Genomic DNA, 23,420 nt, shown 5'->3' with positions numbered 1-23,420 from the left:
TCGTGACGCCGCAGCCGCGGCCCCATGTCGCAAATGGCGCGTTTCCTGCCGCTTGACCCTGCCCGTGCCCTGTCGTCCAACCGCTAGATGGGACCAACACGCCCGCCCCGATGACCGAGAGACCGTTCTGATGAGACGCTTTTCCGCATTCGCCATTGCCCGAGAGGCATTGCGCCATCACGAGGGTTGGGGCCGCACCTGGGCCAAGCGCCCGCCCAAGCCCCGCTATGACGTCATCATCGTCGGGGCGGGCGGCCACGGATTGGCCACGGCGTACTATTTGGGCAAGAATTTCGGCATCACCAATGTCGCGATCCTGGAAAAAGGATGGCTGGGCGGCGGCAATACCGGTCGCAACACGACGATCATCCGGTCGAATTACCTGCAGGATCCGTCGGCTGCGATCTACGAAAAATCCCGTTCGCTCTATGAAACGCTGAGCCAGGACCTGAACTACAACATCATGTTCAGTCCCCGCGGTGTGATCATGCTGGCGCAGACCCACCATGAGGTGCGCGGCTACAAACGGACGGCGCACGCCAATTCCCTGCAGGGTGTCACGACCGAATGGATCGGGCCGCAGCGGGTCAAGGAACTGTGCCCGATCATGAATATCGAGGGGCCGCGCTATCCGGTGCTGGGCGGGCTGTGGCAGGCGCGCGGGGGCACGGCGCGCCACGATGCGGTGGCCTGGGGTCTGGCGCGGGCCTGTACCGACATGGGTATGGATATCATCCAGAAATGCGAGGTGACCGGCATTCGCCGCGATGGGGGCCGCGTGGCGGGCGTGGACACGTCACAGGGACCGATCGATTGCGACAAACTTGGCGTCGTGGTTGCCGGGCATTCCGGTGTTCTGGCCGAGATGGCGGGCTTTCGTCTGCCGCTGGAATCGGTGGCGCTGCAGGCGCTCGTCTCTGAACCGATCAAGCCCTGCATGGACGTCGTCGTGATGGCCAACACCGTTCACGGCTACATGAGCCAGTCCGACAAGGGCGAGATGGTGATCGGCGGCGGTACCGACGGGTTCAACAACTACACGCAGCGCGGGTCGTTCCACCATATCGAGGAAACGCTGCGCGCCCTGGTCGAGACATTCCCGATGATCTCCCGGTTGAAGATGCTGAGGCAATGGGGCGGCATCGTGGATGTGACCGGCGACCGGTCTCCGATCCTGTCCAAGACACCGGTGGACGGGATGTTCGTGAACTGCGGCTGGGGCACCGGGGGGTTCAAGGCGATTCCGGGATCCGGCTGGGGGATGGCAGAGCTGATCGCCAAGGGACAGTCCCCCCTGACCGCCGAATTCGGAATGGAGCGATTCCGCGAAGGCCGATTCATCGACGAAAGCGTAGCGGCGGGGGTGGCCCACTGATGCAAAATCTGCGGCAAAATCGGGCGGCACGGGTGCCAGCGCGGCAAAGGGTGCGAAATGGGCAGCTTTTGACCTGCATAGGCGCGCAAAAGCGCGAGATCGTGAGTGTTTGTGTGCGGATACCCAGTTTCAGGGGATGGAACTCTGCCAAGTCGTGTATAGTTGGTAAAGCGAACGCAAATTATTCGAGCCAACTGCCATGGCAAATCCACTCCCCCCTCGGAGACGCACACGCGGTCTCAATTTCCTGCTCGGCGGCACCCTTGTCGCGGCCGGGTTCATTGCCTTCTCTCTGCTCAGCGGACAGGTTGATTTCGGCTTCGGTGTGCCTGACGTCCGGATCGACCAACGCTGATGCGCGCCCCTTTGGGGGTGTTCCATGCTGAGCCTGACTTGCCCCAACTGCGGCCTGACGGTGGAAGAGACCGAGCTGGCACCGGGCGGTGAAGCGCATCTGAAACGCTTTGGCCCGGCGTCGTCGGACGCAGAGTTCGAGGAATACCTGTTCCTGCGCGACAACGCCAAAGGCGTCCATTTCGAACGTTGGCGGCATGCCTACGGCTGCGGCAAATGGTTCCTGGCGGCACGTGACACCGCCACGCTGGAAGTTTTCGGAACCTACAGCGCCCAGACAACCGAGCCCCCGGCCGAAATCCTGGCGCGCATCCGCGAAAGGAAGGGCGCATGAGCACGCGTCTGGCAACGGGCGGACGGCTGATCGACCGGACCCGCCCAGTGAATTTCACCTTCGACGGGCGCAGCCTGCGCGGATACGAGGGCGATACCCTCGCTTCTGCGCTGCTGGCCAACGGGCATTTGGTGATGGGGCGTAGCTTCAAGTATCACCGGCCTCGGTCCGTCGTCGCCGCCGGACCCGAAGAGCCGAACGCGTTGATGACGATTGGCAAGGGCGGCCACCTGACACCCAACCAACGCGCGACCGAGCAGCCCCTGACCTCCGGTCTGGTCGCCCGCAGTCAGAACGCCTGGCCATCGCTGGGGTTTGACGTCGGTCGGCTGAATGATCTCGGCTCCCGCTTTCTGCCAGCAGGGTTTTATTACAAGACCTTCATGCATCCGCGTCCTTTGTGGAAACACCTGTTCGAGCCGGTGATCCGCAAGGCGGCGGGCCTTGGACCTGCGCCCGTCGCGCCCGATGCAGACCGGTACGAGTTCACCTATGCGTTCTGCGACACGCTGGTCGTGGGCGGCGGCATTGCCGGGCTGACGGCCGCCTTGGGGGCGGCACAGGCCGGGGAACGGGTGATCCTGGTGGAACGCGCGCGCCATTGGGGGGGGCGTACGCCGGTTGACGGGGCGGTCATCGACGGGCTTCCGGCCGAGGATTGGATAAAGAACACCCTTCAACATCTTGAAAACATGACCAACGTAACGCTGGTGTCCCACTGCGAGGGATCCGGCGTTTACGATCACGGCTATGTCCTGTGCAACGAAATCCTGGGCGAAGGTTCTGGCCCGCGTGAACGTGTCTGGCGCATCCGCACCGGGCGGGTCATCACGGCCACGGGTGCAATCGAACGCCCGCTGAGTTTTGCGGGCAACGATGTGCCGGGTGTTCTGCTGGCCGGGGCGCTCCGCGACTATGTAGCGAACTACGGCGTGTCGCTTGGGGATCGGACCGTGATCGTCACCAACAACGACGACGCCTATCGCACCGCAAAGACTCTGGTCGAAGCGGGCCTTCAGGTGCCTGCAATTCTGGACGCACGTACCAAGGCGGAATCCCCGTTGATCAGCGAAGTCAGGGCTTTGGGCGTCAATGTTCACATGGGTCGCGGTATTGCGGGCGTCATGGGAGATGGGCGTGTCACCGGGGTCAAGGTTTGCTTGCAGGCGGGCGAAGGGTCCGTCCTGCAGGAAATCGCCTGCGACTGCGTGGCGATGTCGGGCGGTTGGTCTCCGGTTGTGCATCTCTGGTCTCATTGCGGGGGCAAACTGTTCTGGGACGCAGAGCGGGCGATGTTCCGTCCCGACCGGAACCACCCACCGACCGATGGCACGGGCAACGGTTTCGTGCAGGCCGTGGGTGCCGCCTCTGGCGCGTTGACCACGGCGGACATCCTGGACGACGCGGCGGCATCCGTTGGGTTGGCACCACCGACCACGGACCTTAGGCAAGAGGCCCCGATAGAGCCGGTCTGGGTCATGCCTCAGGGGGCCGGGGTCAAGCTGCGCGCAAGGATGTGGTTGGATTATCAGAACGATGTGAAAGTCTCGGACGTGCGTCTCGCCGCGCAGGAAGGCTTTGAGAGCGTTGAACATGCCAAGCGCTATACCACGCTCGGCATGGCAACCGATCAGGGTAAGCTCAGCAACATCAACGGTTTGGCGGTTCTTGCGTCACGGCTCGATACGGCAATTCCGGACGTCGGCACCACGACCTTCCGCCCGCCTTACACACCGGTCACCATCGGTGCCCTGGCCGGCGAGGCAAGGGGTGACTTGTTCCAGCCCCTGCGCCGCACACCGATCCATGACTGGCACGACGCGCAGGGGGCCTATTGGGAACCGGTGGGCCATTGGCGGCGGCCGTATTGCTATCCCAAGACCAGCGAAAGCCATGCCGAAGCGGTCCAACGCGAAGTGAACGTCACGCGCCAAGCCGTTGGTATCCTTGACGCGTCTACCTTGGGAAAGATCCTGGTTCGAGGGCCGGACGCGGGGCGGTTCCTCGACATGCTTTACACAAACATGATGTCCACCTTGAAGCCGGGGCGCTGTCGCTACGGGTTGATGTGCGACGAAAATGGCTTTCTGATCGACGATGGTGTGGTGGCGCGCATCGACGAACAGACCTGGCTTTGCCACACCACAACGGGCGGGGCGGATCGCATCCATGGCTGGATGGAAGACTGGCTGCAATGCGAATGGTGGGACTGGCAGGTGCATACCGTCAATCTGACCGAGCAATTCGCCCAGATCGCGGTCGTCGGACCAAAGGCAAGGGCGGTGCTGGAGAGCTTGGGCGGCATGGATGTCTCCGCTGATGCGCTGCCGTTCATGGCTTGGGCGGATGGCGTGCTTGGTGGCTTTAACGTCCGTATGTATCGCATTAGTTTTTCAGGGGAATTGTCCTACGAGATTTCTGTTCCGGCAAGTCAGGGGCGTGCGCTTTGGGATGTGCTGTGGCAGGCGGGTCAGGCCCACGGGATGATGCCCTACGGCACCGAGGCGCTGCATGTGCTGCGTGCCGAAAAGGGATTTATCATGATCGGGGATGAGACGGACGGAACGGTCATTCCGCAGGATCTCGGGCTCGACTGGGCGATTTCCGGGAAGAAGGATGACTACCTTGGCAGGCGGGGCCAGATGCGGTCCGCGTTTCACAAACCGGATCGCTGGAAGCTGGTCGGCCTGGAAACGCTCGACGGTTCGGTTCTGGAAGATGGGGCCTATGCGATTGCGGAAGGCAGCAACGAAAATGGTCAACGAAATACCGAAGGTCGCGTAACATCAACCTATTACTCGCCAACGTTAAGGCGCGGCATTGCGATGGGGCTGGTTGCGGGCGGGCCAGATCGGATGGGCGATGTTCTGCGGTTCACGCGGATCGGACAGGATCCGGTCGAGGCGCGGATCGTCTCGCCTGTCTTCTTCGACCCGAAGGGGGAGAAGCAGAATGTCTGACGTGACCGTCTCCGTCTTGCCGCCCGTCGGTATGATCACGATCCGCGGCGGCTTCGACACGCTGCGCGGCCCGGTCGCGCAGGTCACAGGGCTGGATCTGCCATCGCGACGCATGGCGGTGTGGGGCGAAGGGCGCGGCCTTTTGTGGATGTCCCCTGACGAGTTGATGTTGACCTGTGATTACGACGACGCGCCGGCGATCTCCGACGCATTGCAGTCGGCGTTCGGACCGGGTTTCGCAACCGCCGCCGTGGTAAGTGACGCGCGGCAAGCGTTTGACCTGAAGGGCGAGGGCGCGCAGGTGATCTTGTCCAAACTGGCCCCTGTGGATTTCGCCGCGCTTGCCCCGTCTGAGGTGCGACGCACCCGGCTGGCCCAGGTTCCCGCCGCACTTTGGCGACAGGACGATGGCTGGCGTCTCGTCTGTTTCCGGTCGGTCGCGGTCTATGTTGAAGGGCTTCTTCGGAACGCCGCCGCTTGACGGCAGCGTTGCGGGCGCTCAGTTACCGGCTGCACACTACGTAAACCCAGGGGGCCCCCATGGCATTCGACCTTCCCGATCTTCCCTATGCTCACGACGCGCTGGCCGCAAAGGGCATGTCCAAAGAGACGCTGGAATATCACCACGACCTGCACCACAAGGCCTATGTCGACAACGGCAACAAGCTGATCGCGGGCACCGAGTGGGAGGGCAAGTCCCTCGAAGAGATCATCACCGGCACCTATGATGCCGGTTCGGTGGCGCAAAACGGAATTTTCAACAACATCAGCCAGCTCTGGAACCACAACCAGTTCTGGGAAATGATGGGGCCCGGCACCTACGCCATGCCCGGTGAGCTGGAAAAAGCGATCGTCGACAGCTTCGGCTCTGTCGATGAGTTCAAATCGCAGTTCTCTGCTGCGGGTGCGGGTCAGTTCGGATCTGGCTGGGCTTGGCTGGTCAAGGACACCGATGGCGGTCTCAAGGTGACCAAGACCGAAAACGGCGTGAACCCGGTCTGCTTTGGTCAGACGGCCTTGTTGGGCTGCGACGTGTGGGAACATTCCTACTACATCGATTTCCGCAACAAGCGGCCTGCCTATCTGACCAACTTCCTCGACAACCTGGTGAACTGGGAAAACGTCGCCTCGCGCATGTAAATCATACGTTATTCAGCGAATTCAACGGCCTGCCGGGGGTGCCCGGCAGGTCGTTTTTCGTTTTCTCGGAACGCAGGGACGGGGCGGCGCGTTGTCCATCCAAGCAACTGAAGGAGGACCAACATGGCTGAGAGACACCGCTCCACCGATGGCACCCGCGAAACGGACCAATTCATCGAAGACATGCCCGAAACCCCGGATCATCAAGGCCGCAACGGCGGCCAGGTCGCTCGGGACGTCGGGACCGAGGATGCGCTGAAGCGCGCAACCCGGCAGGGCGTTGCAGGTGTGACCCGCGTGACCAAATCGACCGAACAGGAACCAAGCCGGGAGGATTTGTCATGACCGGTATTCCGCACAACACCCTGGTCGTCGTTTCCGACAGCGAAAAGGCCCTGTTTCTGATCAATCGCACCGACGCCGAAAACCCGAACTTCGACTTGATCCGCAAGGACGAGGAGGAAAACCCTCCGGCCCGCGAACAGGCCGCAAACCGACGCGGCCGCGTTCAGGAAAGCGCGGGATCCGGGGTTTCCGCCTACGAGGACACGGATTTTCACGAGCTGCAAAAGGAACGCTTTGCAGCCGACCTGGCAGACAAGCTGTACAAGATGGCGCATGCGGGCAAGTTCGAGAAGCTGGTGATCGTTGCCTCACCCCAGGTCTTGGGCGTTGTCCGCGACGAGATGCACAAGGAGGTCCGCGACAAGTTGATCGGGACGGTCGACAAGACCCTGACCAACCACCCCGTGCACGAAATCGAAGAGATCGTGACCGGGGCGCTGCGTGACGCGGCCTAGGCCAGCAACTGTAGGGCGGTCCCGACATCCGGGGCCGTCTGCACGAAATCCAGCAGGGTCGCATCGGCAAAGCCGCGTGCGACGATACCGTTCAGTGCGGCCAGCAAGTCGTCCCAGCATCCGCCGATGTTAAGCAGGATGATCGGCTTTTCGTGCAGCCCCAGCTGGCGCCAGGTCAGCACTTCGAAGAATTCATCCAGCGTCCCCGCCCCACCCGGCAGAACCACGACCGCATCGGCATTCATGAACATGACTTTCTTGCGCTCGTGCATCGTCTCGGTCACGACAAAGCGCGTCAGATCGGTCTTGCCGACCTCCCAGTCCAGCAGGTGCGTCGGGATAACGCCAAATGTGTCGCCGCCACCGGCCTGCACCGCGCGCGCGACGCGACCCATCAGCCCCACGTCACCGGCCCCGTAAACCAGCCGCCAACCCCGATTGGCGATGCCTGCGCCCAGCGCCTCTGCGGCCTCGGCAAAGATGGGCATGGTCCCATCGCGGGAGCCGCAATAGACGCAGATCGATTTGGTCATGGGTGCTGTCCTTTGTATTTCGACGGTCCACACGGTCTTGTGGTTTTGACCCGCCTGATTGCCATTGATAGAGTTCTCCGACGCCCGTGCAACCGGGCAGCATGGGGATGTTTGGTATGACGACGAATGCCGTCTGGGGCGGGCTCTTGGCCGCTGGCGTGGTAGCAGTGGGCGTTGGCGGCTATATGCTGCGCCAGCAGGGTGAGCCGGAACCCTCAATCGACGGGGGGGCCGCGGAAAACGTCCCGTTGGCGGAGGCCACCTCGACACCCACACCCGCGCCTGTGCCCGCACCGGTCGCAGTCGCAACGCCTGACGTACCCACGGCGCCCTTGGCTGGCCCCTTGCCGACGCTGGACGTGGTGCGCGTCGATGCCGCCGGGGCCGCGATCGTTGCGGGAACCGGGCCTGCGGCGTCCAAGATGACGCTGCTGCTGGATGGAGAACAGGTGGCGATGTCCCAGACCGACGGGCAGGGGAATTTCGTCGCCTTGTTCGACATTCCGACCGCCGATCTGGCGCGGGTCCTGACGGTCGAATCCGAGGACGCCGAGGGTACGATCACCCGCGCAGCCGAGAGCATTATCGTCGCGCCCGTCTTTCCAGCCGCGCCAGAGGTGGCCGACATCCCGGAGGTCACGACCCGCTCGGTCGCGGATGCGACCCCGGTGACCGATGGGGGCGATGACTCTTCCATCGCGGAACCCGAAGGGGATCTGGTCACCTCCGTCGACGTTGTGGAACCCCCTCAAGACGCCGTACCTGCAGACGTTGTCGTCGCCCAAACCGACCCGGAAAGAACGGCGAATGTGGTGATTGCGCAGGCAGATGCAGGCGTGGTTGAGCGATTGCAGGAGGCGCCCTCCGCCGCCGAGGAAATTGCGGTCGAAGGCCAGATCATCGTCGAAGCCGATCCGGTGGAATCGACGACCCCCATTCAGCCTGCGGCGCTGGCGGCAACCGCGCCGACATCCGACACAGAGACCCCCGTCGCGACCGTCGCGGCCGCGAACGAACCTGTCGTCGAGCCTGCCGAGGTGCCTGACGCGGGCAAGCCACAACCCATCGAAGGCGTCAACGTCGAGACACCGGCGGAACCCTTGGTCACAGCCGCAACGCGCCCCCCGGTGGCCCCTGCGATTTCCGCACCGGGTCCCGCAGAACCAGCGGATGTGGCAACGACGCTTTCACCCCCCGCGGTGCCTGAAACCATAGCGCCGCCGGCGCCCGCTGCGGCGGCTGTTCAGGTGGCCTCCGCGCCTGTGCCGCCACGGCTGTTCCGTGTGGGGCCAGGTGGTGTCACCGTGATCAGCGATCCACCCGCCGCCCAGCCAGAGGTGATCGAGGATCTGGGCATTGATGCCATTTCGTATGACGCGGCGGGGGACGTGCAACTGACGGGGCGCGGCTCTGGCGATGCGGAACTGAGGATCTATCTGGACAATCGTCCGGTTCAGACCGTGCGCGTGGGCGAAGGCGGGGCCTGGTCTTCGCCGCTGCCCAATGTCGATAGCGGTGTGTATACCCTGCGGATTGATGAACTTGGCATCGACGGCACCGTCATCAGCCGGGTCGAGACGCCGTTTCAACGGACCGCGCCCGACATCGCGCGACAGGCCCGGCGGGACGGGCTGACCGCGATCACGGTCCAGCCGGGCTATACGCTCTGGGCGATCTCGGAGGGGTATTTTGGCAATGGCGTCCAATACGTGCAGATCTTCGAAGCCAACCGCAGTCTGATCCGCGACCCCGACCTGATCTATCCGGGACAGGTCTTTGCCCTGCCTGCGGATGGCGATTCAAGCACCGGAAACTAGAGTGGTTTCCCCGTTGCGGGTTTCCATCCCGAAGGGCAGATCATAAGGTCCGGCGACACTGCCAGGCGGGGGCCGGATGCGCCGAACGACTTTGACCACGACCGAGGCACCGACCAACGGCCTTGAAATCATCCGCCGGGTGGCGCCCTATCTCTGGCCTGATGGCCAACCTTGGGTGAAGCGTCGCGTGGTCGGTGCGCTGTTCATGTTGGTGGTGGCCAAGATCATCGCGGTGACCACGCCGTTCTTTTACAAGGCTGCGGTTGACGGTTTGTCAGGCGATGTGCCGACGGCGGCCTGGACCATGGGCGTCGGGGCCGTGGGCCTGACGGTCGCCTATGGCATGGCGCGCGCGCTCAACATCGGGTTTCAGCAGCTGCGCGACGTGATCTTTGCCCGTGTCGGGCAACGGGCGCTGCGACAGCTTGCCTCCGAAACGTTCACCCACATGCACCGCCTGTCGATGCGCTATCACATCACGCGCAAGACCGGAGGGTTGAGCCGGATCATCGAACGCGGCGTCAAGGGTGTCGATTTCCTGCTGCGATTCCTGCTATTCTCGATCGGGCCCCTCGTGCTGGAGCTTCTGCTGATCTCCATCATTTTGTTTTTTGTCTTTGACGTTTGGTATCTGATCATCGTCCTGACAACGATCGCCGCCTACGTCGCCTTTACGTTCAAGGTGACAGAATGGCGGGTTCGTATTCGCAAGCAGATGAACGACCAGGATACGGATGCGAACCAGAAAGCCATCGATAGCCTGCTGAATTTCGAGACCGTGAAATACTTCGGCGCCGAACGCCGCGAGGCGGAGCGGTATGACGGCGCGATGGAGCTGTATGAACAGGCCGCGTTGAAGACGTCTTATTCGTTGGCTTTCCTGAATTTTGGCCAATCCGTTCTGATCACGGCGGGGTTGGTCGGGGTCATGGTCCTTGCCGCGCGCGGCGTTCAGGCCGGGGATCTGACCGTCGGCGATTTCGTCATGGTCAACGCCTACATGGTGCAGATCACCATGCCGCTGAACTTCCTTGGAACCGTTTATCGCGAAATACGCCAGGCGCTGGTGGATATGGGCGAGATGTTCGGATTGTTGGAACAGCCTTCCGAAGTGCAGGACAAGCCGAAGGCAGGGGCGTTGAACGTCACTGGCGGCAAGATCGAATTCCGCGACATCTGGTTTGGATACGATGCTGAACGGCCGATCCTGCAGGGCGTATCGCTGTCCGTAGAGGCGGGCGAGACGGTTGCGGTCGTGGGGCCCTCGGGTTCGGGCAAATCAACGATCGGTCGATTGTTGTTCCGGTTTTACGATGTGAACCAAGGGTCCGTTTTGATCGACGGACAGGACGTGCGGGATGTCACGCAAGAAAGCCTGCACGCGCGCATCGGGGTGGTGCCGCAGGACACTGTTCTGTTCAACGACACGCTGCGCTACAACATCGCCTATGGTCGCCCCGAAGCAACCCATGCAGAAATCGAGGAGGCCGCGCGCGCGGCCAAGATCGACGGGTTCATTCGTGGCCTGCCCGACGGCTTTGACACGACGGTGGGCGAACGTGGGTTGAAATTGTCGGGGGGCGAAAAGCAGCGGGTGGGCATAGCGCGCACCCTTTTGAAAAACCCTCCAATCCTGCTCCTCGACGAAGCGACCTCTGCTTTGGACACGGAAACGGAGCAGGAAATTCAAGGGGAGCTGCGGGCGATGTCAAAGGGACGGTCCGTCATCACCATCGCGCACCGACTGTCGACAGTCGTGGATGCGGATCGGATCGTCGTCCTGGAAAAGGGCCACATCGTCGAGGAGGGTACGCATGACGACTTGCTGGCCCTGCACGGACGCTATGCCAGCATGTGGCACCGCCAGCAGGCAGAGGAAGAGGCCGCTTAGACCCCCGCGCTACCAGAGGTCGATATCGTCGTCTGGCGACCCTGCGGCGGTGTCCGGCATTGGTTTTCCGTCCTGTTCCAGCCGTCCACGCAAGGTGGACTGTCGGACGACCCCCAGGGCATCGGTCCAGACGGTTGGCTGCTGAGACGTTGCCAAGGCCGCCATGAGGGCCGAGAGATCGGTCATCGTCTGGTGCAACGCGTCAATCACCTGCAGCCGGGATACAAGCGCGTCACGATCGACGGCACCATCCAGCAGACCGCTCAGGTCCTGCTGAAGCGACCACAGATGATCCGCCGCGGCTCGGCATTCCGCCCCGACGCTTTGGGCAAAAATCGGATCGACGGGGCCGCTCAAAGTCGGCCGACCACGGCTTCGATGGCCATTTTCAACTGCGCCGGGGTGAATGGTTTGGCGAGAAAATTGTTCATCCCAAGGCACCGTCCGGTTTCCAGGACCTTCCTTTCGCTGCGCCCTGTGGTCAGAATGAAGCCGGTCCGTCGCGTTGCAGGATCACGTCGCAGATGCTGCAGCAGTTGCAGACCATTCACCCCCGGCATGTAAAGGTCTGAAATGACAAGATGTGGCCGGTTCGTGCGCGCCTGCAGCATCGCGGCCTTGCCGTCACCTGCGTATTCGACGTGATGGATGCCCAGACCATCCAGCGCCTGGAGGATGATGCCCCGGCTGGTGGACATGTCATCGACGACCAGCACCTTCAACATATCCTTCAGACCCATCAGACGACGCCTCCGACGGTCACCTGATCCTTGCGATAGGCTGTCTGACCAATCAACCGCATTCCCGTGCCCTCTGTCGCGAGCCTTTCCGAATGGCCCACCAGCAAAAGACCACCGACGCGGAGCCGGTCCAGTAGCAGACCGTGCACACGTTTCTGAACATCGGCCCGAAAATAGATCGTCACGTTCCGACAGAAGATAACGTCGAACGGTTTCTGAACAGGCAGAGGCGTCAACAGGTTATGGGACATATAGGTAATTGCCTGCCGCAGACCCGGAACGGTCATGCCACTCAGCATTCGCCCTTTTGGTGCATGGATCCGCGCCCCCGACCGCAGCTTGTCGCACATGTGCGGATCCTCCCCGTCTTTGGTCGCCTGCCGGAGCACATCCTTGTCGATATCCGTGGCCAGAATGCGAACCGTCGATGCCCAGTCGGTCCCCCGTACAGCCATGGCCGTGGCCGCGATCGACAGCGCCTCTTCCCCCGAAGAACAGCCCGCGCACCAGATACGGACCGGCCAGCAGCTTGTGTCGGCGCGTTCGGTCGGGTGCCTCATGATCTGGGCGAGGTGTTCGAAGTGATGCGGTTCTCGAAAGATCCCGGTCACGTTCGTGGTGAGCGCCGATACAAGGTTCGCGCGCTCCTCTTCGGCGGCGGCAGAGCATTCATCAAGATGGTCAACGTAGGTCGCGAAACTGGCGATCCCCGTTGCGCGTAACCGCCGTTGCAAGCGAGAGGCGACAAACGCGCGTTTTCCAGCCGGCAAGTATAAACCTGCTTCTTCCCTGGCGATGGCCGATATTCTGCGAAATTCGCCATCGCTCAGCGATCTCATCTCGGCAGATCCTCCGACATGCCGGGCCGGAGAGGTAGAAGGTTGTCGACCGACAAGACCTGGATCATATCGTCATCGACGACAAAAAGCTTCTCTGCCATTGCATCTGTGGCTTCGACACCGACGCGCGGTACATCCTGCAGCTGATCCACGGACGGGTGCACGATGTCGGACACCGCATCCACCAGGAGCCCATGCACCCGACTTCCCTGCTGTATCACGATGATCACGTTTCGGGCGCTTTCGGACGTCGGTGCCTGACCCAATCTTTGTGCCAGATCCATCACCGGCAGGACCGAGCCGCGCAAATTGACCATTCCCAGCATGTAGGGCGGAGCATGGGGCAGGGGGGTTGGCTGGCTCCAACTGCGGATTTCGCGGACGGTCATAATATCGACGGCATAACCACGCCCCCCGCACTGAAACGTCAGTAGTTCCGCACTGGTCGCGATGGGATCCTTGGTCTGGTCGGCGATCCGGGCGGGGGCACTGCCCTGACTTGTTTCCTGGGCAAGTTCGGTCATTGCATGCGCACCTCCTGATGAAAGCGGTCCGAGTGGGGCGGACGGCTCCCGCTTGGCATAAGGCCGCCCGGATCGACGATGAGGGCGACCTGTCCGTCGCCCAGGATCGTCGCCGCCGAAACACACGGGATTCGCCCGAAGCTGTCGCCCAGACCCTTGATGACGACTTGGCGCTGCGCCTCGATCGCGTCCACGCGCAGGGCGAATGGTCCCATATCTTCGGGCTGTACAAACAGCAGCGCACTGTCGTCGTCGACCTCTGCGCTGTCACGGTCGGTCGAAAACCCCATTCCTTCTGCCAGGTCAATCAAGGGCACGAAGCGGTCCTGAAGTTTCACCACAAGTTGACCGGCCCCCATCGGTTCGATCCGCGCGGCAGTCACGGTCTGGGTTTCTATGATTGCAGACAACGGGATGACCATGCGTTGACGCGCCGTGCGCACGATCATCCCGTCCAGGATCGCAAGGGTCAGAGGCAGGCTGATCGAGATGGTGCAGCCGACGCCTTCGGTCGAAGATATCGCTATGGTGCCGTTCAGGTCACGGATCGCGCGATGCACGACGTCCATGCCGACGCCGCGACCCGACAGCGCGGAGACCTCTTCGTTTGTGGAAAATCCGGGCAGAAAAAGCAGCCTGTCGATCTCGTAGGGATCAAGATGCCTGTCGGCAGGGACAAGATTGCGTTCGAGCGCCCGTTTCAGAACCTTGGCACGGTCAATCCCGCGTCCATCGTCGCCGACCTCGATGATGACCCGATCCGATTGCTGACGAGCCCGCAGATGGACCGTCCCGGTTGGGGGTTTGCCCGCTGCGGCACGGGCTTCGGGCGATTCCAGCCCATGGTCGATGGCGTTGCGGATCATATGGGTCAATGGATCGGCCAGGCGTTCCACCACTGTCTTGTCGATCTCCGTCGTCTCGCCGTCGGTAATCATGCGCACGTTCTTTTCGGTCAGCTGCGCCGCTTCGCGGACGATCCGGGTCATACGTTGGAACAGCGAACGCACGGGTTGCGCGCGTATGGCCATGACGCTGTCCTGAATATCGCGCGTCAACTGCTGCAATTCATCCAGTCCGGACGCCGAGGCAGAGCTGCTGTTCATGGCGTCGCGACCGATGCTTTGCGCCAGCATTGATTGGCTAATGACCAATTCCCCCACAAGGTTTACGAGCCGGTCGATCCGGTCCAGATCGACGCGGATCGTGCTGGAAAGGCTGGACCGGGCGGATTTCTCCTTGCCGCGCGCGCCCAGGCTTTCGGGCTGGGTCAAGGCTGTCGCTGGGGGGGGTGTTTTTGCCGGTCGGTCGGTGACAGATTGTCCTGCTACGGGGCTATCCTCTGCCGTGATGGTCAAGACGCAAAGGTCGTCAGCAAATTCGAAGACGCTGGCGATTTCGGTCTCGGTCAGGTCGTCGGCCGTCGGGATCAGATGGACCGTCCAGACAAGACGCAGAACTTTGGGATCAAGATCCTCCAGCGGGGGAAGGTCGGATTCATCGACCTCTGTGCGGATCCTTCCCAGCACCTGCAGCGCACGGAACAGATAGAGCGGTTCGTTGCCGCTTTCGAGCAGGTCGGGCAGCGGGTCAAAAGTGAGACGCCAGTGGCCGCTGAAAGCGACGCGCGCGGGCGCATCTGACACCTGACGAGACTGGTCTGGTGCGGCCAGAGTCTGAGTGGTCTCGGCCACTGGATCAATGTCTATCGGAACCGGAGAAAAATCCAGATCCGAGCTGTCATCCCAGCCCACCTGTTCATCCGTGTTTGTCAGGCTGTCTGCCAGTGCGGCCAGATCCTCTGGCATCGCCGCGGGGTCCGTCTTGCCGTCGCGCGCATTGGCGACCAGGTCGCCGAGCCGGTCACTCGACCGCAAGAGAACGGCGACGACATCTGGCGTTGGTGCAAGACGGTTGCCGCGCAGCCCATCCAGCACCGTCTCGAAGCAATGGGCAAAGCCGACCAGATCGCCCAGGTCGAAGGCCCCCGCGCCGCCCTTGATCGAATGCACGGCCCGAAAGACTGAATCGATTGTGTCGTTGTCCTGATCGCCAGCCTCAAGGGCGAGCAACCCGGCCTCCAGCTGTTCCAGAAGCTCGCTGCATTCCTCGAAGAAAGTCGCGCGGATTTCCTCCATCGGGTCAGCCATCAGCGTAATCCGGTGACGGTGCGCAACGCGACGACAAGGCGAGCGGGGTCGAATGGCTTTACGATCCAACCGGTTGCGCCTGCGGCACGGGCGCGCTGTTTCAGCTCGCGCGCGCTTTCGGTCGTCAGGATCAGGATCGGGATTCCGGCGAAAGCGTCGTTTTTGCGGATCTTCTCGATGAAGCCGAACCCGTCCAGGCGCGGCATGTTCACGTCCGTCAGGATCGCGTCCGGTTTCTTGTCCATGGCTTCCAGCACTTCGATACCGTGGACGCCGTCTTCGGCCATCGACGTCTCGATGCCCTCCCGCTCTAGCGTGAAACGGACCATATCACGAATTGTACGGCTATCGTCGATCGCGAGGACATGCATCAGGCAGGTCCCCCGCTCTGGTTGGTCAAACGCCCTGCCGCGACGCCCAGGGTGGACAGACAGCCCATGAAGGCGGCGGAGGCCCCGGTGATGCGCAGGCTGTGACCGGTTTTGGCAAGGTGATCGCGCCCCGACATCATCACCTGAAGGCAGGGGGTCGTCAGAACGTCCACGCCAGAGGCGTCCAGGATCGCATCGCCGGTGATGTCCAGATACCAACGTCTGAGGGCGGCGGCCTCGGAAATGTCGAGGCGCGCCGGCAGACGCAGGACGAGGGGTTCGGCTTCTTGGGGGGCTGACACCGGGACACTCCGACTAGGGGGACGTTTCCGCACCCCTAGCTGAATGGTCCCTAACAAACGGTTACCCGGTCAGGGCTTTCTGCTCCGACAGGTAAGACGCGCAGCCGGTCAGCGCCGCGTAATCGTCGACCACCAGCGAGACGCCGAAATTCCCCATGAAGCCGGAAAAACGACCCTTGGACCGGAATGCCTCGGCAAAGCCCATTTCGGACATGTAGGGGGCCATGGCGCGCGCGACGCCGCCGACAAGATAGACACCCCCCAGCGGCAGATGGATCAGCGCCAGGTTCCCCGCAACCGTCCCCATCATGCGGATGAACTGTTGCACGGCGGCGCGTGCACGCGGATCGCTGTCGATGCGGGCCATGATCTCGGCGGCAAGGAATTCGTCGCTGCTACCGGCTTCGTGCGACAACCAGCGATAGACCTGTTCCAGGCCACGCCCCGACAGGACGTCTTCGACCGCCGGAAACCCATGCGCGGTCGAGACGAAATTGCAAAGCCGCAGCTCCGCTTCGGAGTTGATGGGCAGGTTCGCGTGCCCGGCCTCGCAGGGGGGGACAAAGCGTCCGCCCGCCGTGTCGTGCACGGGGGCCGCATTAAATCCGGTGCCGACACCGATTACCAGGCGCGCGCCCTGGGCCCCCTCTGGCGTTTCCATCACGACCTGGCACGCATCGTCGGACAAGCGCCCGATCGCGTGTCCCTGGGCCTGCAGGTCGTTGAGAATGGCGCAGGTCGTGGCCCCCGTCGCCTCGGCCAGGCGGGTGGCGTCGATGGACCAGTCGAGGTTGGTCAGCTCTCCGACGCCATTGGCCACCGGTCCCGCGACACAGACGCAGGCCCCTTCGGGGCTGGGGCCGCCTTGGTCGGTGCGAAACTGTCGCAACACGGGGGCCAGGTTGGCGAAGTCGCGGTTGCGATACCGGCGGATGGTGTCCGGCAGAACGGTCCCGCCATGGCTAAGCGCCACGCGTGTGTTCGTGCCACCGACATCGGCCAACATGTAAAGGGGATCGGTCATGGCTTACCTTTCCAGCGCCCGGGCGAGCGCGTGATAGCTGGCTTTGGGCGTGCGGTCGAGGCTGTCGAAGTCGATATGCACCAGCCCGAACCGCTTGTCATAACCCAATGTCCATTCGTAATTATCCAGCAGCGACCAGATCGTGTACCCCCTGAGCGGGACGCCGTCGCGCACCATGTCGCGCGCCATTTCCAGGTGCCGGTCGATGTAATCGATGCGGGCATGATCCGACAGATCCGCCGGTTCTGCGTTCGCCATGCCGTTTTCGGTGACATAAAGCGGCAGATCACCGGTGTATTCCTCGGCGGTGCGGCGCAGCAGCCAGTCAAAGCCTTCGGGGCAGATTTCCCACCCCATGTCGGTCTTGGGCAGGGGGCCGTCGACGGTGCCATAGGCGGGCCAGTCGCCCTTGGATCGGATCATCCGCTTGCAAGTGTAATAGTTGATCCCCATCCAATCGAGTGGCTGCGAAATCAGCGCCATATCGTCCTGCCACCCCTCGGGCATGTGGGGGGACAACCCTTCCAGGACGTCTTCGGGGTAGGCCCCCTTCATCATCGCGCCGACGAACCAGCGGTTGTAGATCCCGTCATAGAGCTGGGCCGCCTCGACGTCCGCGTCGCGGTCGGTGGCGGGCAGGGCGTATTCCATGTTGCAGGCGGCGCCGACGTTCTGAACACCTTCGTCCCGCAGGGCCTCGACCGACAAGCCATGGGCCAGGGCGACGTGATGCATGGCCCGCGCGGCGGACCGCAGGTCGGCCAGGCCCGGCGCATGGTATCCTTCGTAGTGCGACAGCCAGGCGACGCACCACGGCTCGTTCACGGGGGCCGTCGACCACAACCGATCCCCAAGGCGCGCGGCGATCTTGTGGCTGTAATCGGCGAACCGCTGCGGTATCTCGCGGGATGTCCAGCCGCCCTTGTCGGCCAGGGCCTGCGGCAGTTCCCAATGATACAGCGTGGCCATCGGCTTGATGCCGCGTTCCAGCATGCCGTCGACCAGTCGGTCGTAGAAATCCATCCCCTCGGGGTTCAGGGTCTTGCCGTCCGGCATCACCCGCGCCCAGGAGGTCGAGAACCGATACGCGTCCAGACCTGCATCCCGGATCAGATCCAGGTCCCCTTCCCAACGGTGGTAATGATCACAGGCCAGCGCGCCGGTCTGCCCCTTGTAGACCTTGCCGGGCTGCCGCGCGAAACTGTCCCAATGGGTTGGCCCGGCACCGCCGAACTGATGCCCCTCGATCTGATAGGCCGAGGTCGCGGTGGCAAAAAGAAACCCTTCGGGAAAATCCGAGCGGCTGACGGTGAAGGCGTCACGATGTTTGGTCATAAGAGGTCCAGATGTCAGGAGGGCGGTGCGGGCCCCGTAGAGGCCCCCATTATCAGGTCGCTTTCCCATACCTCCTGAACCGGCGCGGCACCGGGGTGGGCGATACGATCCAGCAGGATTTCGGCGCACCGGCGGCCGGCCGCACGCACGGAGGAACGGGTGGCGGTAAAGATCGGAATATCCTCACCATTGCCAAGATATCCAAGCATGTCGTCATGGGTGACAACCGACACGTCGCGCCCGATCGTCAGTCCGATATCATGGGCGGCCCGTTGAACGCCCATCGCCATGATCAGAGACGAGACGATGAAGGCCGTCGGTGGTTCCGGCCCGACCAACATCGACTGAGCCGCGCGGAAGCCGTTCTGCTCGGACATCTCGCCTTGGAACATCAGGTCCGGCCGCATCTGCACCCCCCGGGCCGTCAGGGCAGACACATACCCGTCGCGACGGCGGCGCGCGAAATCCATGACTTCGTGACCATTGAGCAGGGCGATGCGCCGGTGCCCGAGGTCGAGCAGAAGATCGGTTGCCCGACGGAACGAACGCACGTTGTCCACGTCCACAAAGTTATAATCGGTCGGCTCGACCGGCGCGCGGCCATGCACCACGAACGGCAGACCGATATCGCGCAGCAGGTCGATACGGCGTTCCTCGACGCGGGGGCCATGAACGATGATGCCATCCACACTGCCGGTCGAGGCCATCTGCCGATAGGCTCGCAGCTCATCCCCGTCGGCCACGACCGACAGGATCAGATCGTAGTTCGCGGCCGCGTAGATCTCGCCTGCACCGGCCAAGAAATCCGCAAACACCGGGTTCACCATCTCATGGTTCAGCGCGGTCGGAATCACGTGGCCGATTGCCATCGCGCGCCCTGTCGCAAGTGAGGCGGCGCGGCGATTCGGTCGGTAGTTGTGTTCACGCGCGGCAACGGCGACCTTGCGCCGTGTCTCTTCCTTGACCTCCGGATAGCCGCCGAGCGCACGGCTGACCGTGGTGGGCGACAGGCCCAGCAACTCGGAAAATTCCTTGAGGTTCACGTGTCTTCTCCCCTTAGGTGCCTTGCGGGCTGTACCCAAATCGTTTTGAAAAACGCCCCTCCAATGGCATCTTTCCCCCTTGGGTTGCCCCGAACCAGCGATCAGTTGCAACTGAAAAAACCGTATGAAAACCTAGTTTGCGCCGAACGACCACAGTTGACTTTTGCCACCACAAGGCAGATTGGTGAAGGTGTCAAAGCGGTTTGGAAAACTTCCTGACCGGACGGGAGAGGCCGGGTCGAACCGGCATGACAGAAGACGCGGACGAGGGTCCGCTAGGGAGGAAATATGAAGAAACTTGCCAGCAGCACCGCCATTGCGGTGCTCTTTGCCGGTGCAGCCTATGCCGATGGCCACACCGCCGCATTCGCACCGGGTGAAGGTCCCTTCGACTGGGACAGCTACAACGCCTTCGCCGAGGCCACCGATCTGACGGGTGAGTCGGTCACCGTGACCGGCCCCTGGACTGGCGACGAAAAGGCCAAGTTCGACATCATCATGGCCTTCTTTGCCGATGCCACCGGGGCAGAGGTCAATTACTCCGGCTCCGACAGCTTCGAGCAGGACATCGTCATCTCGACGCGCGCCGGGTCCGCGCCGAACCTTGCCGTGTTCCCGCAGCCGGGTCTGGCCGCCGACATGGCGTCGCAGGGGCTCTTGTCGCCGCTGCCCGATGGGACGGCCGACTGGGTTGCCGAGAACTTTGCCGCGGGTCAGTCCTGGGTCGACCTGGGCACCTATGCGGATGCGGACGGCAATGATCAGCTGTTCGGCATGTTCTACCGTGTCGATCTGAAATCGCTGGTCTGGTATTCGCCTGCTGCCTTCGACGAAGCTGGCTACGACATCCCCGAGTCGATGGAAGAGCTCAAGGCGCTGACCGACCAGATTGTCGCCGACGGCGCAACGCCCTGGTGCATCGGTCTGGGATCGGGTGCGGCAACCGGCTGGCCCGCGACCGACTGGGTCGAGGACATGATGCTGCGCACGCAGTCGCCGGCTGACTACGACGCCTGGGTTTCCAACGAGATGAAGTTCGACGACCCCAAGGTCATCGCCGCCATCGAAGAGTTCGGGGCCTTCGCACGCAACGACGACTATGTGGACGGCGGCGCGCAGGCGGTGGCCAACACCGATTTCCGCGACAGCCCCACCGGTCTGTTCGAAATTCCGCCCACCTGCTACATGCATCGTCAGGCATCGTTCATCCCGGCCTTCTTCCCCGAAGGTACGCAGATGGGCGAGGACGCGGATTTCTTCTACTTCCCCGCCTATGCCGACAAGGATCTGGGCAAGCCGGTGCTGGGTGCCGGTACGCTGTTCTCGATCACCAACCCCTCCGAGGGCGCGAACGCGCTGATCGAATTCCTCAAGCTGCCGCTGGCGCATGAGCTGTGGATGGCCCAGGGCGGTTTCCTGACGGCCCACGCGGGCGTCAACCTGGACGCCTACGAGAGCGACAGCCTGCGTGCCCAGGGTCAGATCCTGGCCGATGCGACCACGTTCCGCTTTGACGCGTCTGACCTGATGCCGGGCGAAATCGGGGCCGGTGCCTTCTGGACCGGCATGGTCGACTATGTCACCGGCACGGACGCCGCTGACGTCGCCAAGTCCATCCAGGAGCGTTGGGACGCCCTGAACTGATCCTTCGGGTTCCATGACAGGATCCGCCCCCTGCACGCGGGGGGCGGATCGCCAAAGGTCCGGGCCCGGTGGGGAGACTGGCCCAGAGACGTTTTTCACCCGAACATGGGAGGACCGGCCATGTCTCCGCTTTTGCAGGGCATTCTGACCGTCATCATCGGCGTCGGCGGATGTATCGGCTATTTCTGGACGTCGAACCTCGTCCTCGACAAGGTTCTGTTTCCACCCAAGGGGCCAAACGCGGGCCGCAACATCAACCGCGCCAATCAGATCCGGCCCTGGCTGTTTCTTCTGCCTGCTTTGGCCGCGCTGACGCTGTATCTTGTCTATCCTGTATTCGGCAGCTTCTACCGGTCGCTTTTCAACCGCGCGGGCACCGATTTCATCGGGCTCGGAAACTACGGTGCCCTGTTCGGCGATACGGAGTTTCGCACCGCGCTGTTCAACAATTTTCTCTGGGTCCTTTTCGTGCCCGCCGCCGCAACCTTCCTTGGGTTGCTGGTTGCCCAGCTGACGGACCGTCTGTCCTGGGGCAATATCGCCAAGTCGCTGATCTTCATGCCGATGGCGATCAGCTTTGTGGGCGCATCGCTGATCTGGAAGTTCGTCTATGCCGTCGACCCGGAAATCGGGATCATCAACGCGATCCGCGACACCATCGGCATGTCCCCCATTGACCCGCTGCAGGTCGGATTCTGGAACAACTTTTTCCTGATGGTGATCCTGGTCTGGATCCAGACCGGGTTCGCGATGGTCATCCTGTCTGCGGCGCTACGCGGTATCCCCGAGGAAACCATCGAGGCGGCGATCATCGACGGGGCCAGCCCGGTGCAGATCTTCTTCAAGATCAAGATCCCGCAGATCATGGGGACGATCGTCGTGGTCTGGACGACGATCACCATCCTTGTGCTGAAGGTCTTTGACATCGTCTACACGATGACCGGCGGCAACTTCGGCACGCAGATCCTGCCAAGCTACATGATGGAATACATGTTCCGCGACGACGGACGCGCAACGGCGGTGGCCTTTGTCATCATGTTGATCGTCCTGCCGGTGATGATCTGGAATATCGTGCAAGCCCGTAAGGAGGTCCGCTGATGGCCGCTTCTGACGACGGAATCGCGGGCGCCAAAAGCTCGCTGTCGCTGGTCACCAACCTGTCGGTGATCTTCCTGGTTGTTCTCTGGCTGATCCCGACGGTGGGCCTGTTGGTGTCGTCGTTCCGGGACCGGGATGCGATTTCCAGTTCCGGCTGGTGGAACGCGCCCTTTGGGACGGAACAGAATTTTGCCGTGGGGGCCGAGGGCGACTTCGTTCAGACGCCCGAAGGCTGGCTGCTGGAAGGCAACGTCTTCGGCGACGAAGGCGCGGGCGAGATCACCGCCTTTGGTGGCCGCCGCGCGGAACCGACGGCCTTTGAACCCGGCGTCACCGGAGAGCTGGTCCGCGGCCGCACCCTGACGGTCGAGGCCAATGGCGATTACCGCTATCTGGATCCAGGGGACACGGCCCCGAGCCGCAATCCCACGCTCTACTTCGGGACCGAGGTGCCGCCCAGTTTCTCGACCGGCAACTATGAATCCATCCTGTTTTCCAACGGCATGGACGTGGCGTTTATCAACACGCTGACGGTGACGATCCCGGCGACGATCATCCCGATCCTGATCGCGGCTTTCGCGGCCTATGCGCTGGCCTGGATGGATTTCCCGTTCCGAGGGACCATCATCGCGATCATCGTGGGCCTGCTGGTCGTGCCGCTTCAACTGGCCCTGGTTCCGATGTTGAAGTTCCATAATCAGATCGGCATCGGCCAAAGCTTTTACGGGATATGGTTCGCCCATACCGGTTTCGGGCTACCGCTCGCGATTTATCTGCTGCGAAACTACATGGTTGGCCTGCCGCGTGACATCATCGAAAGCGCAAAGGTCGATGGTGCGACCGACTTCATGGTGTTCACCAAGATCGTCCTGCCGCTCAGTTTCCCGGCACTTGCCAGTTTCGCGATCTTTCAGTTCCTTTGGACGTGGAACGATCTGCTGGTTGCGAAAGTCTTTCTTCCGTCAAACAGCGAAAGCTGGGTGATGACCGTGAAGATCGCCGATGATCTGTTGGGGTCGCGCGGGGGGGACTGGGGCATCTTGGCAGCTGCCGCCTTCGTCTCTATCGCGGTTCCGCTGATCGTGTTCTTCACGATGCAACGCTACCTCGTGCGCGGCCTTCTGGCCGGCTCTGTGAAATAGGACA

Annotated in this window: 23 protein-coding genes; 12 read left to right on the top strand and 11 right to left on the bottom strand. The window is 62.4% G+C overall.

The features are described from left to right. Positions 1 to 130 precede the first annotated feature (130 nt). From K3551_RS12740 to K3551_RS12710, 7 genes are all read left to right on the top strand, one after another. The gene (locus K3551_RS12740) at positions 131 to 1,375 is read left to right on the top strand and encodes a sarcosine oxidase subunit beta family protein (RefSeq protein ID WP_259913743.1); all 1,245 of its coding nucleotides are present in this window, start codon (positions 131 to 133) and stop codon (positions 1,373 to 1,375) included. Between the two features lie 379 nt (positions 1,376 to 1,754). Then, positions 1,755 to 2,063 (top strand): sarcosine oxidase subunit delta, encoded by a 309-nt coding sequence (locus tag K3551_RS12735; RefSeq protein WP_259913741.1) that lies wholly within the window; start codon positions 1,755 to 1,757, stop codon positions 2,061 to 2,063. Beyond that, positions 2,060 to 5,023, top strand: coding sequence for a sarcosine oxidase subunit alpha family protein (locus tag K3551_RS12730; protein ID WP_259913737.1), 2,964 nt, complete (start codon positions 2,060 to 2,062; stop codon positions 5,021 to 5,023). Before K3551_RS12735 ends, K3551_RS12730 begins: the two co-directional genes overlap by 4 nt. After that, a complete protein-coding gene (locus tag K3551_RS12725; protein WP_259913735.1) occupies positions 5,016 to 5,504 on the top strand; it encodes a sarcosine oxidase subunit gamma in 489 nt (162 codons plus the stop codon). Before K3551_RS12730 ends, K3551_RS12725 begins: the two co-directional genes overlap by 8 nt. A gap of 59 nt (positions 5,505 to 5,563) precedes the next feature. Continuing rightward, positions 5,564 to 6,163 carry a superoxide dismutase gene (locus tag K3551_RS12720; protein WP_259913733.1) on the top strand — a complete coding sequence of 200 codons (600 nt, stop codon included), beginning with the start codon at positions 5,564 to 5,566 and terminating at the stop codon, positions 6,161 to 6,163. Between the two features lie 123 nt (positions 6,164 to 6,286). Next, the gene (locus K3551_RS12715; RefSeq protein ID WP_259913731.1) at positions 6,287 to 6,508 is read left to right on the top strand and encodes a hypothetical protein; all 222 of its coding nucleotides are present in this window, start codon (positions 6,287 to 6,289) and stop codon (positions 6,506 to 6,508) included. Further along, a complete protein-coding gene (locus tag K3551_RS12710) occupies positions 6,505 to 6,963 on the top strand; it encodes a host attachment family protein (RefSeq protein ID WP_259913729.1) in 459 nt (152 codons plus the stop codon). The genes K3551_RS12715 and K3551_RS12710 overlap by 4 nt, the downstream gene beginning before the upstream one ends. Here K3551_RS12710 and K3551_RS12705 read toward each other — a convergent pair. Continuing rightward, a complete protein-coding gene (locus tag K3551_RS12705; RefSeq protein WP_259913728.1) occupies positions 6,960 to 7,496 on the bottom strand; it encodes a TIGR00730 family Rossman fold protein in 537 nt (178 codons plus the stop codon). The two genes, K3551_RS12710 and K3551_RS12705, sit on opposite strands and share 4 nt — an antisense overlap. Before the next feature lie 116 nt (positions 7,497 to 7,612). On the opposite strand from K3551_RS12705, the gene K3551_RS12700 reads away from it, so the two are divergent. Both K3551_RS12700 and K3551_RS12695 read left to right on the top strand, forming a co-directional pair. Next, positions 7,613 to 9,313, top strand: a complete 1,701-nt coding sequence (locus K3551_RS12700; protein ID WP_259913726.1) for a LysM peptidoglycan-binding domain-containing protein — start codon at positions 7,613 to 7,615, stop codon at positions 9,311 to 9,313. A 76-nt stretch (positions 9,314 to 9,389) separates the two neighbouring features. Continuing rightward, positions 9,390 to 11,204, top strand: a complete 1,815-nt coding sequence (locus K3551_RS12695) for an ABC transporter ATP-binding protein/permease (RefSeq protein WP_259913717.1) — start codon at positions 9,390 to 9,392, stop codon at positions 11,202 to 11,204. 9 nt (positions 11,205 to 11,213) lie between these two features. On the opposite strand, the gene K3551_RS12690 is transcribed toward K3551_RS12695, so the two are convergent. From K3551_RS12690 to K3551_RS12645, 10 genes are all read right to left on the bottom strand, one after another. Continuing rightward, positions 11,214 to 11,561, bottom strand: coding sequence for a hypothetical protein (locus tag K3551_RS12690; protein WP_259913715.1), 348 nt, complete (start codon positions 11,559 to 11,561; stop codon positions 11,214 to 11,216). Continuing rightward, entirely contained in the window at positions 11,558 to 11,944 is a 387-nt protein-coding gene (locus K3551_RS12685) for a response regulator (protein ID WP_259913712.1), read from the bottom strand. The genes K3551_RS12690 and K3551_RS12685 overlap by 4 nt, the downstream gene beginning before the upstream one ends. Further along, the gene (locus K3551_RS12680) at positions 11,944 to 12,783 is read right to left on the bottom strand and encodes a protein-glutamate O-methyltransferase CheR (RefSeq protein WP_259913711.1); all 840 of its coding nucleotides are present in this window, start codon (positions 12,781 to 12,783) and stop codon (positions 11,944 to 11,946) included. The genes K3551_RS12685 and K3551_RS12680 overlap by 1 nt, the downstream gene beginning before the upstream one ends. Further along, on the bottom strand, positions 12,780 to 13,307 hold the full coding sequence (locus tag K3551_RS12675) for a chemotaxis protein CheW (protein ID WP_259913710.1): 528 nt from the start codon (positions 13,305 to 13,307) through the stop codon (positions 12,780 to 12,782). The genes K3551_RS12680 and K3551_RS12675 overlap by 4 nt, the downstream gene beginning before the upstream one ends. Beyond that, a complete protein-coding gene (locus K3551_RS12670; RefSeq protein WP_259913708.1) occupies positions 13,304 to 15,457 on the bottom strand; it encodes a chemotaxis protein CheA in 2,154 nt (717 codons plus the stop codon). Before K3551_RS12670 ends, K3551_RS12675 begins: the two co-directional genes overlap by 4 nt. Then, positions 15,457 to 15,828 carry a response regulator gene (locus K3551_RS12665; protein WP_259913706.1) on the bottom strand — a complete coding sequence of 124 codons (372 nt, stop codon included), beginning with the start codon at positions 15,826 to 15,828 and terminating at the stop codon, positions 15,457 to 15,459. The genes K3551_RS12670 and K3551_RS12665 overlap by 1 nt, the downstream gene beginning before the upstream one ends. Beyond that, positions 15,828 to 16,130, bottom strand: coding sequence for an STAS domain-containing protein (locus tag K3551_RS12660; protein WP_259913704.1), 303 nt, complete (start codon positions 16,128 to 16,130; stop codon positions 15,828 to 15,830). Before K3551_RS12660 ends, K3551_RS12665 begins: the two co-directional genes overlap by 1 nt. A gap of 61 nt (positions 16,131 to 16,191) precedes the next feature. Beyond that, positions 16,192 to 17,154, bottom strand: a complete 963-nt coding sequence (locus K3551_RS12655; protein ID WP_259913702.1) for a glucokinase — start codon at positions 17,152 to 17,154, stop codon at positions 16,192 to 16,194. A gap of 3 nt (positions 17,155 to 17,157) precedes the next feature. Beyond that, positions 17,158 to 18,489 (bottom strand): GH1 family beta-glucosidase, encoded by a 1,332-nt coding sequence (locus K3551_RS12650; protein ID WP_259913701.1) that lies wholly within the window; start codon positions 18,487 to 18,489, stop codon positions 17,158 to 17,160. Positions 18,490 to 18,503: 14 nt separating this feature from the next. After that, positions 18,504 to 19,532 carry a substrate-binding domain-containing protein gene (locus K3551_RS12645; protein WP_259913700.1) on the bottom strand — a complete coding sequence of 343 codons (1,029 nt, stop codon included), beginning with the start codon at positions 19,530 to 19,532 and terminating at the stop codon, positions 18,504 to 18,506. A 288-nt stretch (positions 19,533 to 19,820) separates the two neighbouring features. Between K3551_RS12645 and K3551_RS12640 the strand changes: the two genes are divergently transcribed. The 3 genes from K3551_RS12640 to K3551_RS12630 all read left to right on the top strand — a co-directional run bounded on the left by K3551_RS12640 (position 19,821) and on the right by K3551_RS12630 (position 23,416). Beyond that, positions 19,821 to 21,176, top strand: coding sequence for an ABC transporter substrate-binding protein (locus tag K3551_RS12640; protein ID WP_259913699.1), 1,356 nt, complete (start codon positions 19,821 to 19,823; stop codon positions 21,174 to 21,176). 120 nt (positions 21,177 to 21,296) lie between these two features. Beyond that, on the top strand, positions 21,297 to 22,274 hold the full coding sequence (locus tag K3551_RS12635; RefSeq protein ID WP_259913697.1) for a carbohydrate ABC transporter permease: 978 nt from the start codon (positions 21,297 to 21,299) through the stop codon (positions 22,272 to 22,274). After that, positions 22,274 to 23,416, top strand: coding sequence for a carbohydrate ABC transporter permease (locus tag K3551_RS12630; protein WP_259913695.1), 1,143 nt, complete (start codon positions 22,274 to 22,276; stop codon positions 23,414 to 23,416). Before K3551_RS12635 ends, K3551_RS12630 begins: the two co-directional genes overlap by 1 nt. Positions 23,417 to 23,420 lie beyond the last annotated feature (4 nt).

The sequence above is a fragment of the Jannaschia sp. M317 genome (assembly GCF_025141175.1).
In the GTDB taxonomy this organism is placed as follows: Bacteria; Pseudomonadota; Alphaproteobacteria; order Rhodobacterales; family Rhodobacteraceae; genus Jannaschia.
This window is presented reverse-complemented; position numbering and strand designations above follow the sequence as displayed.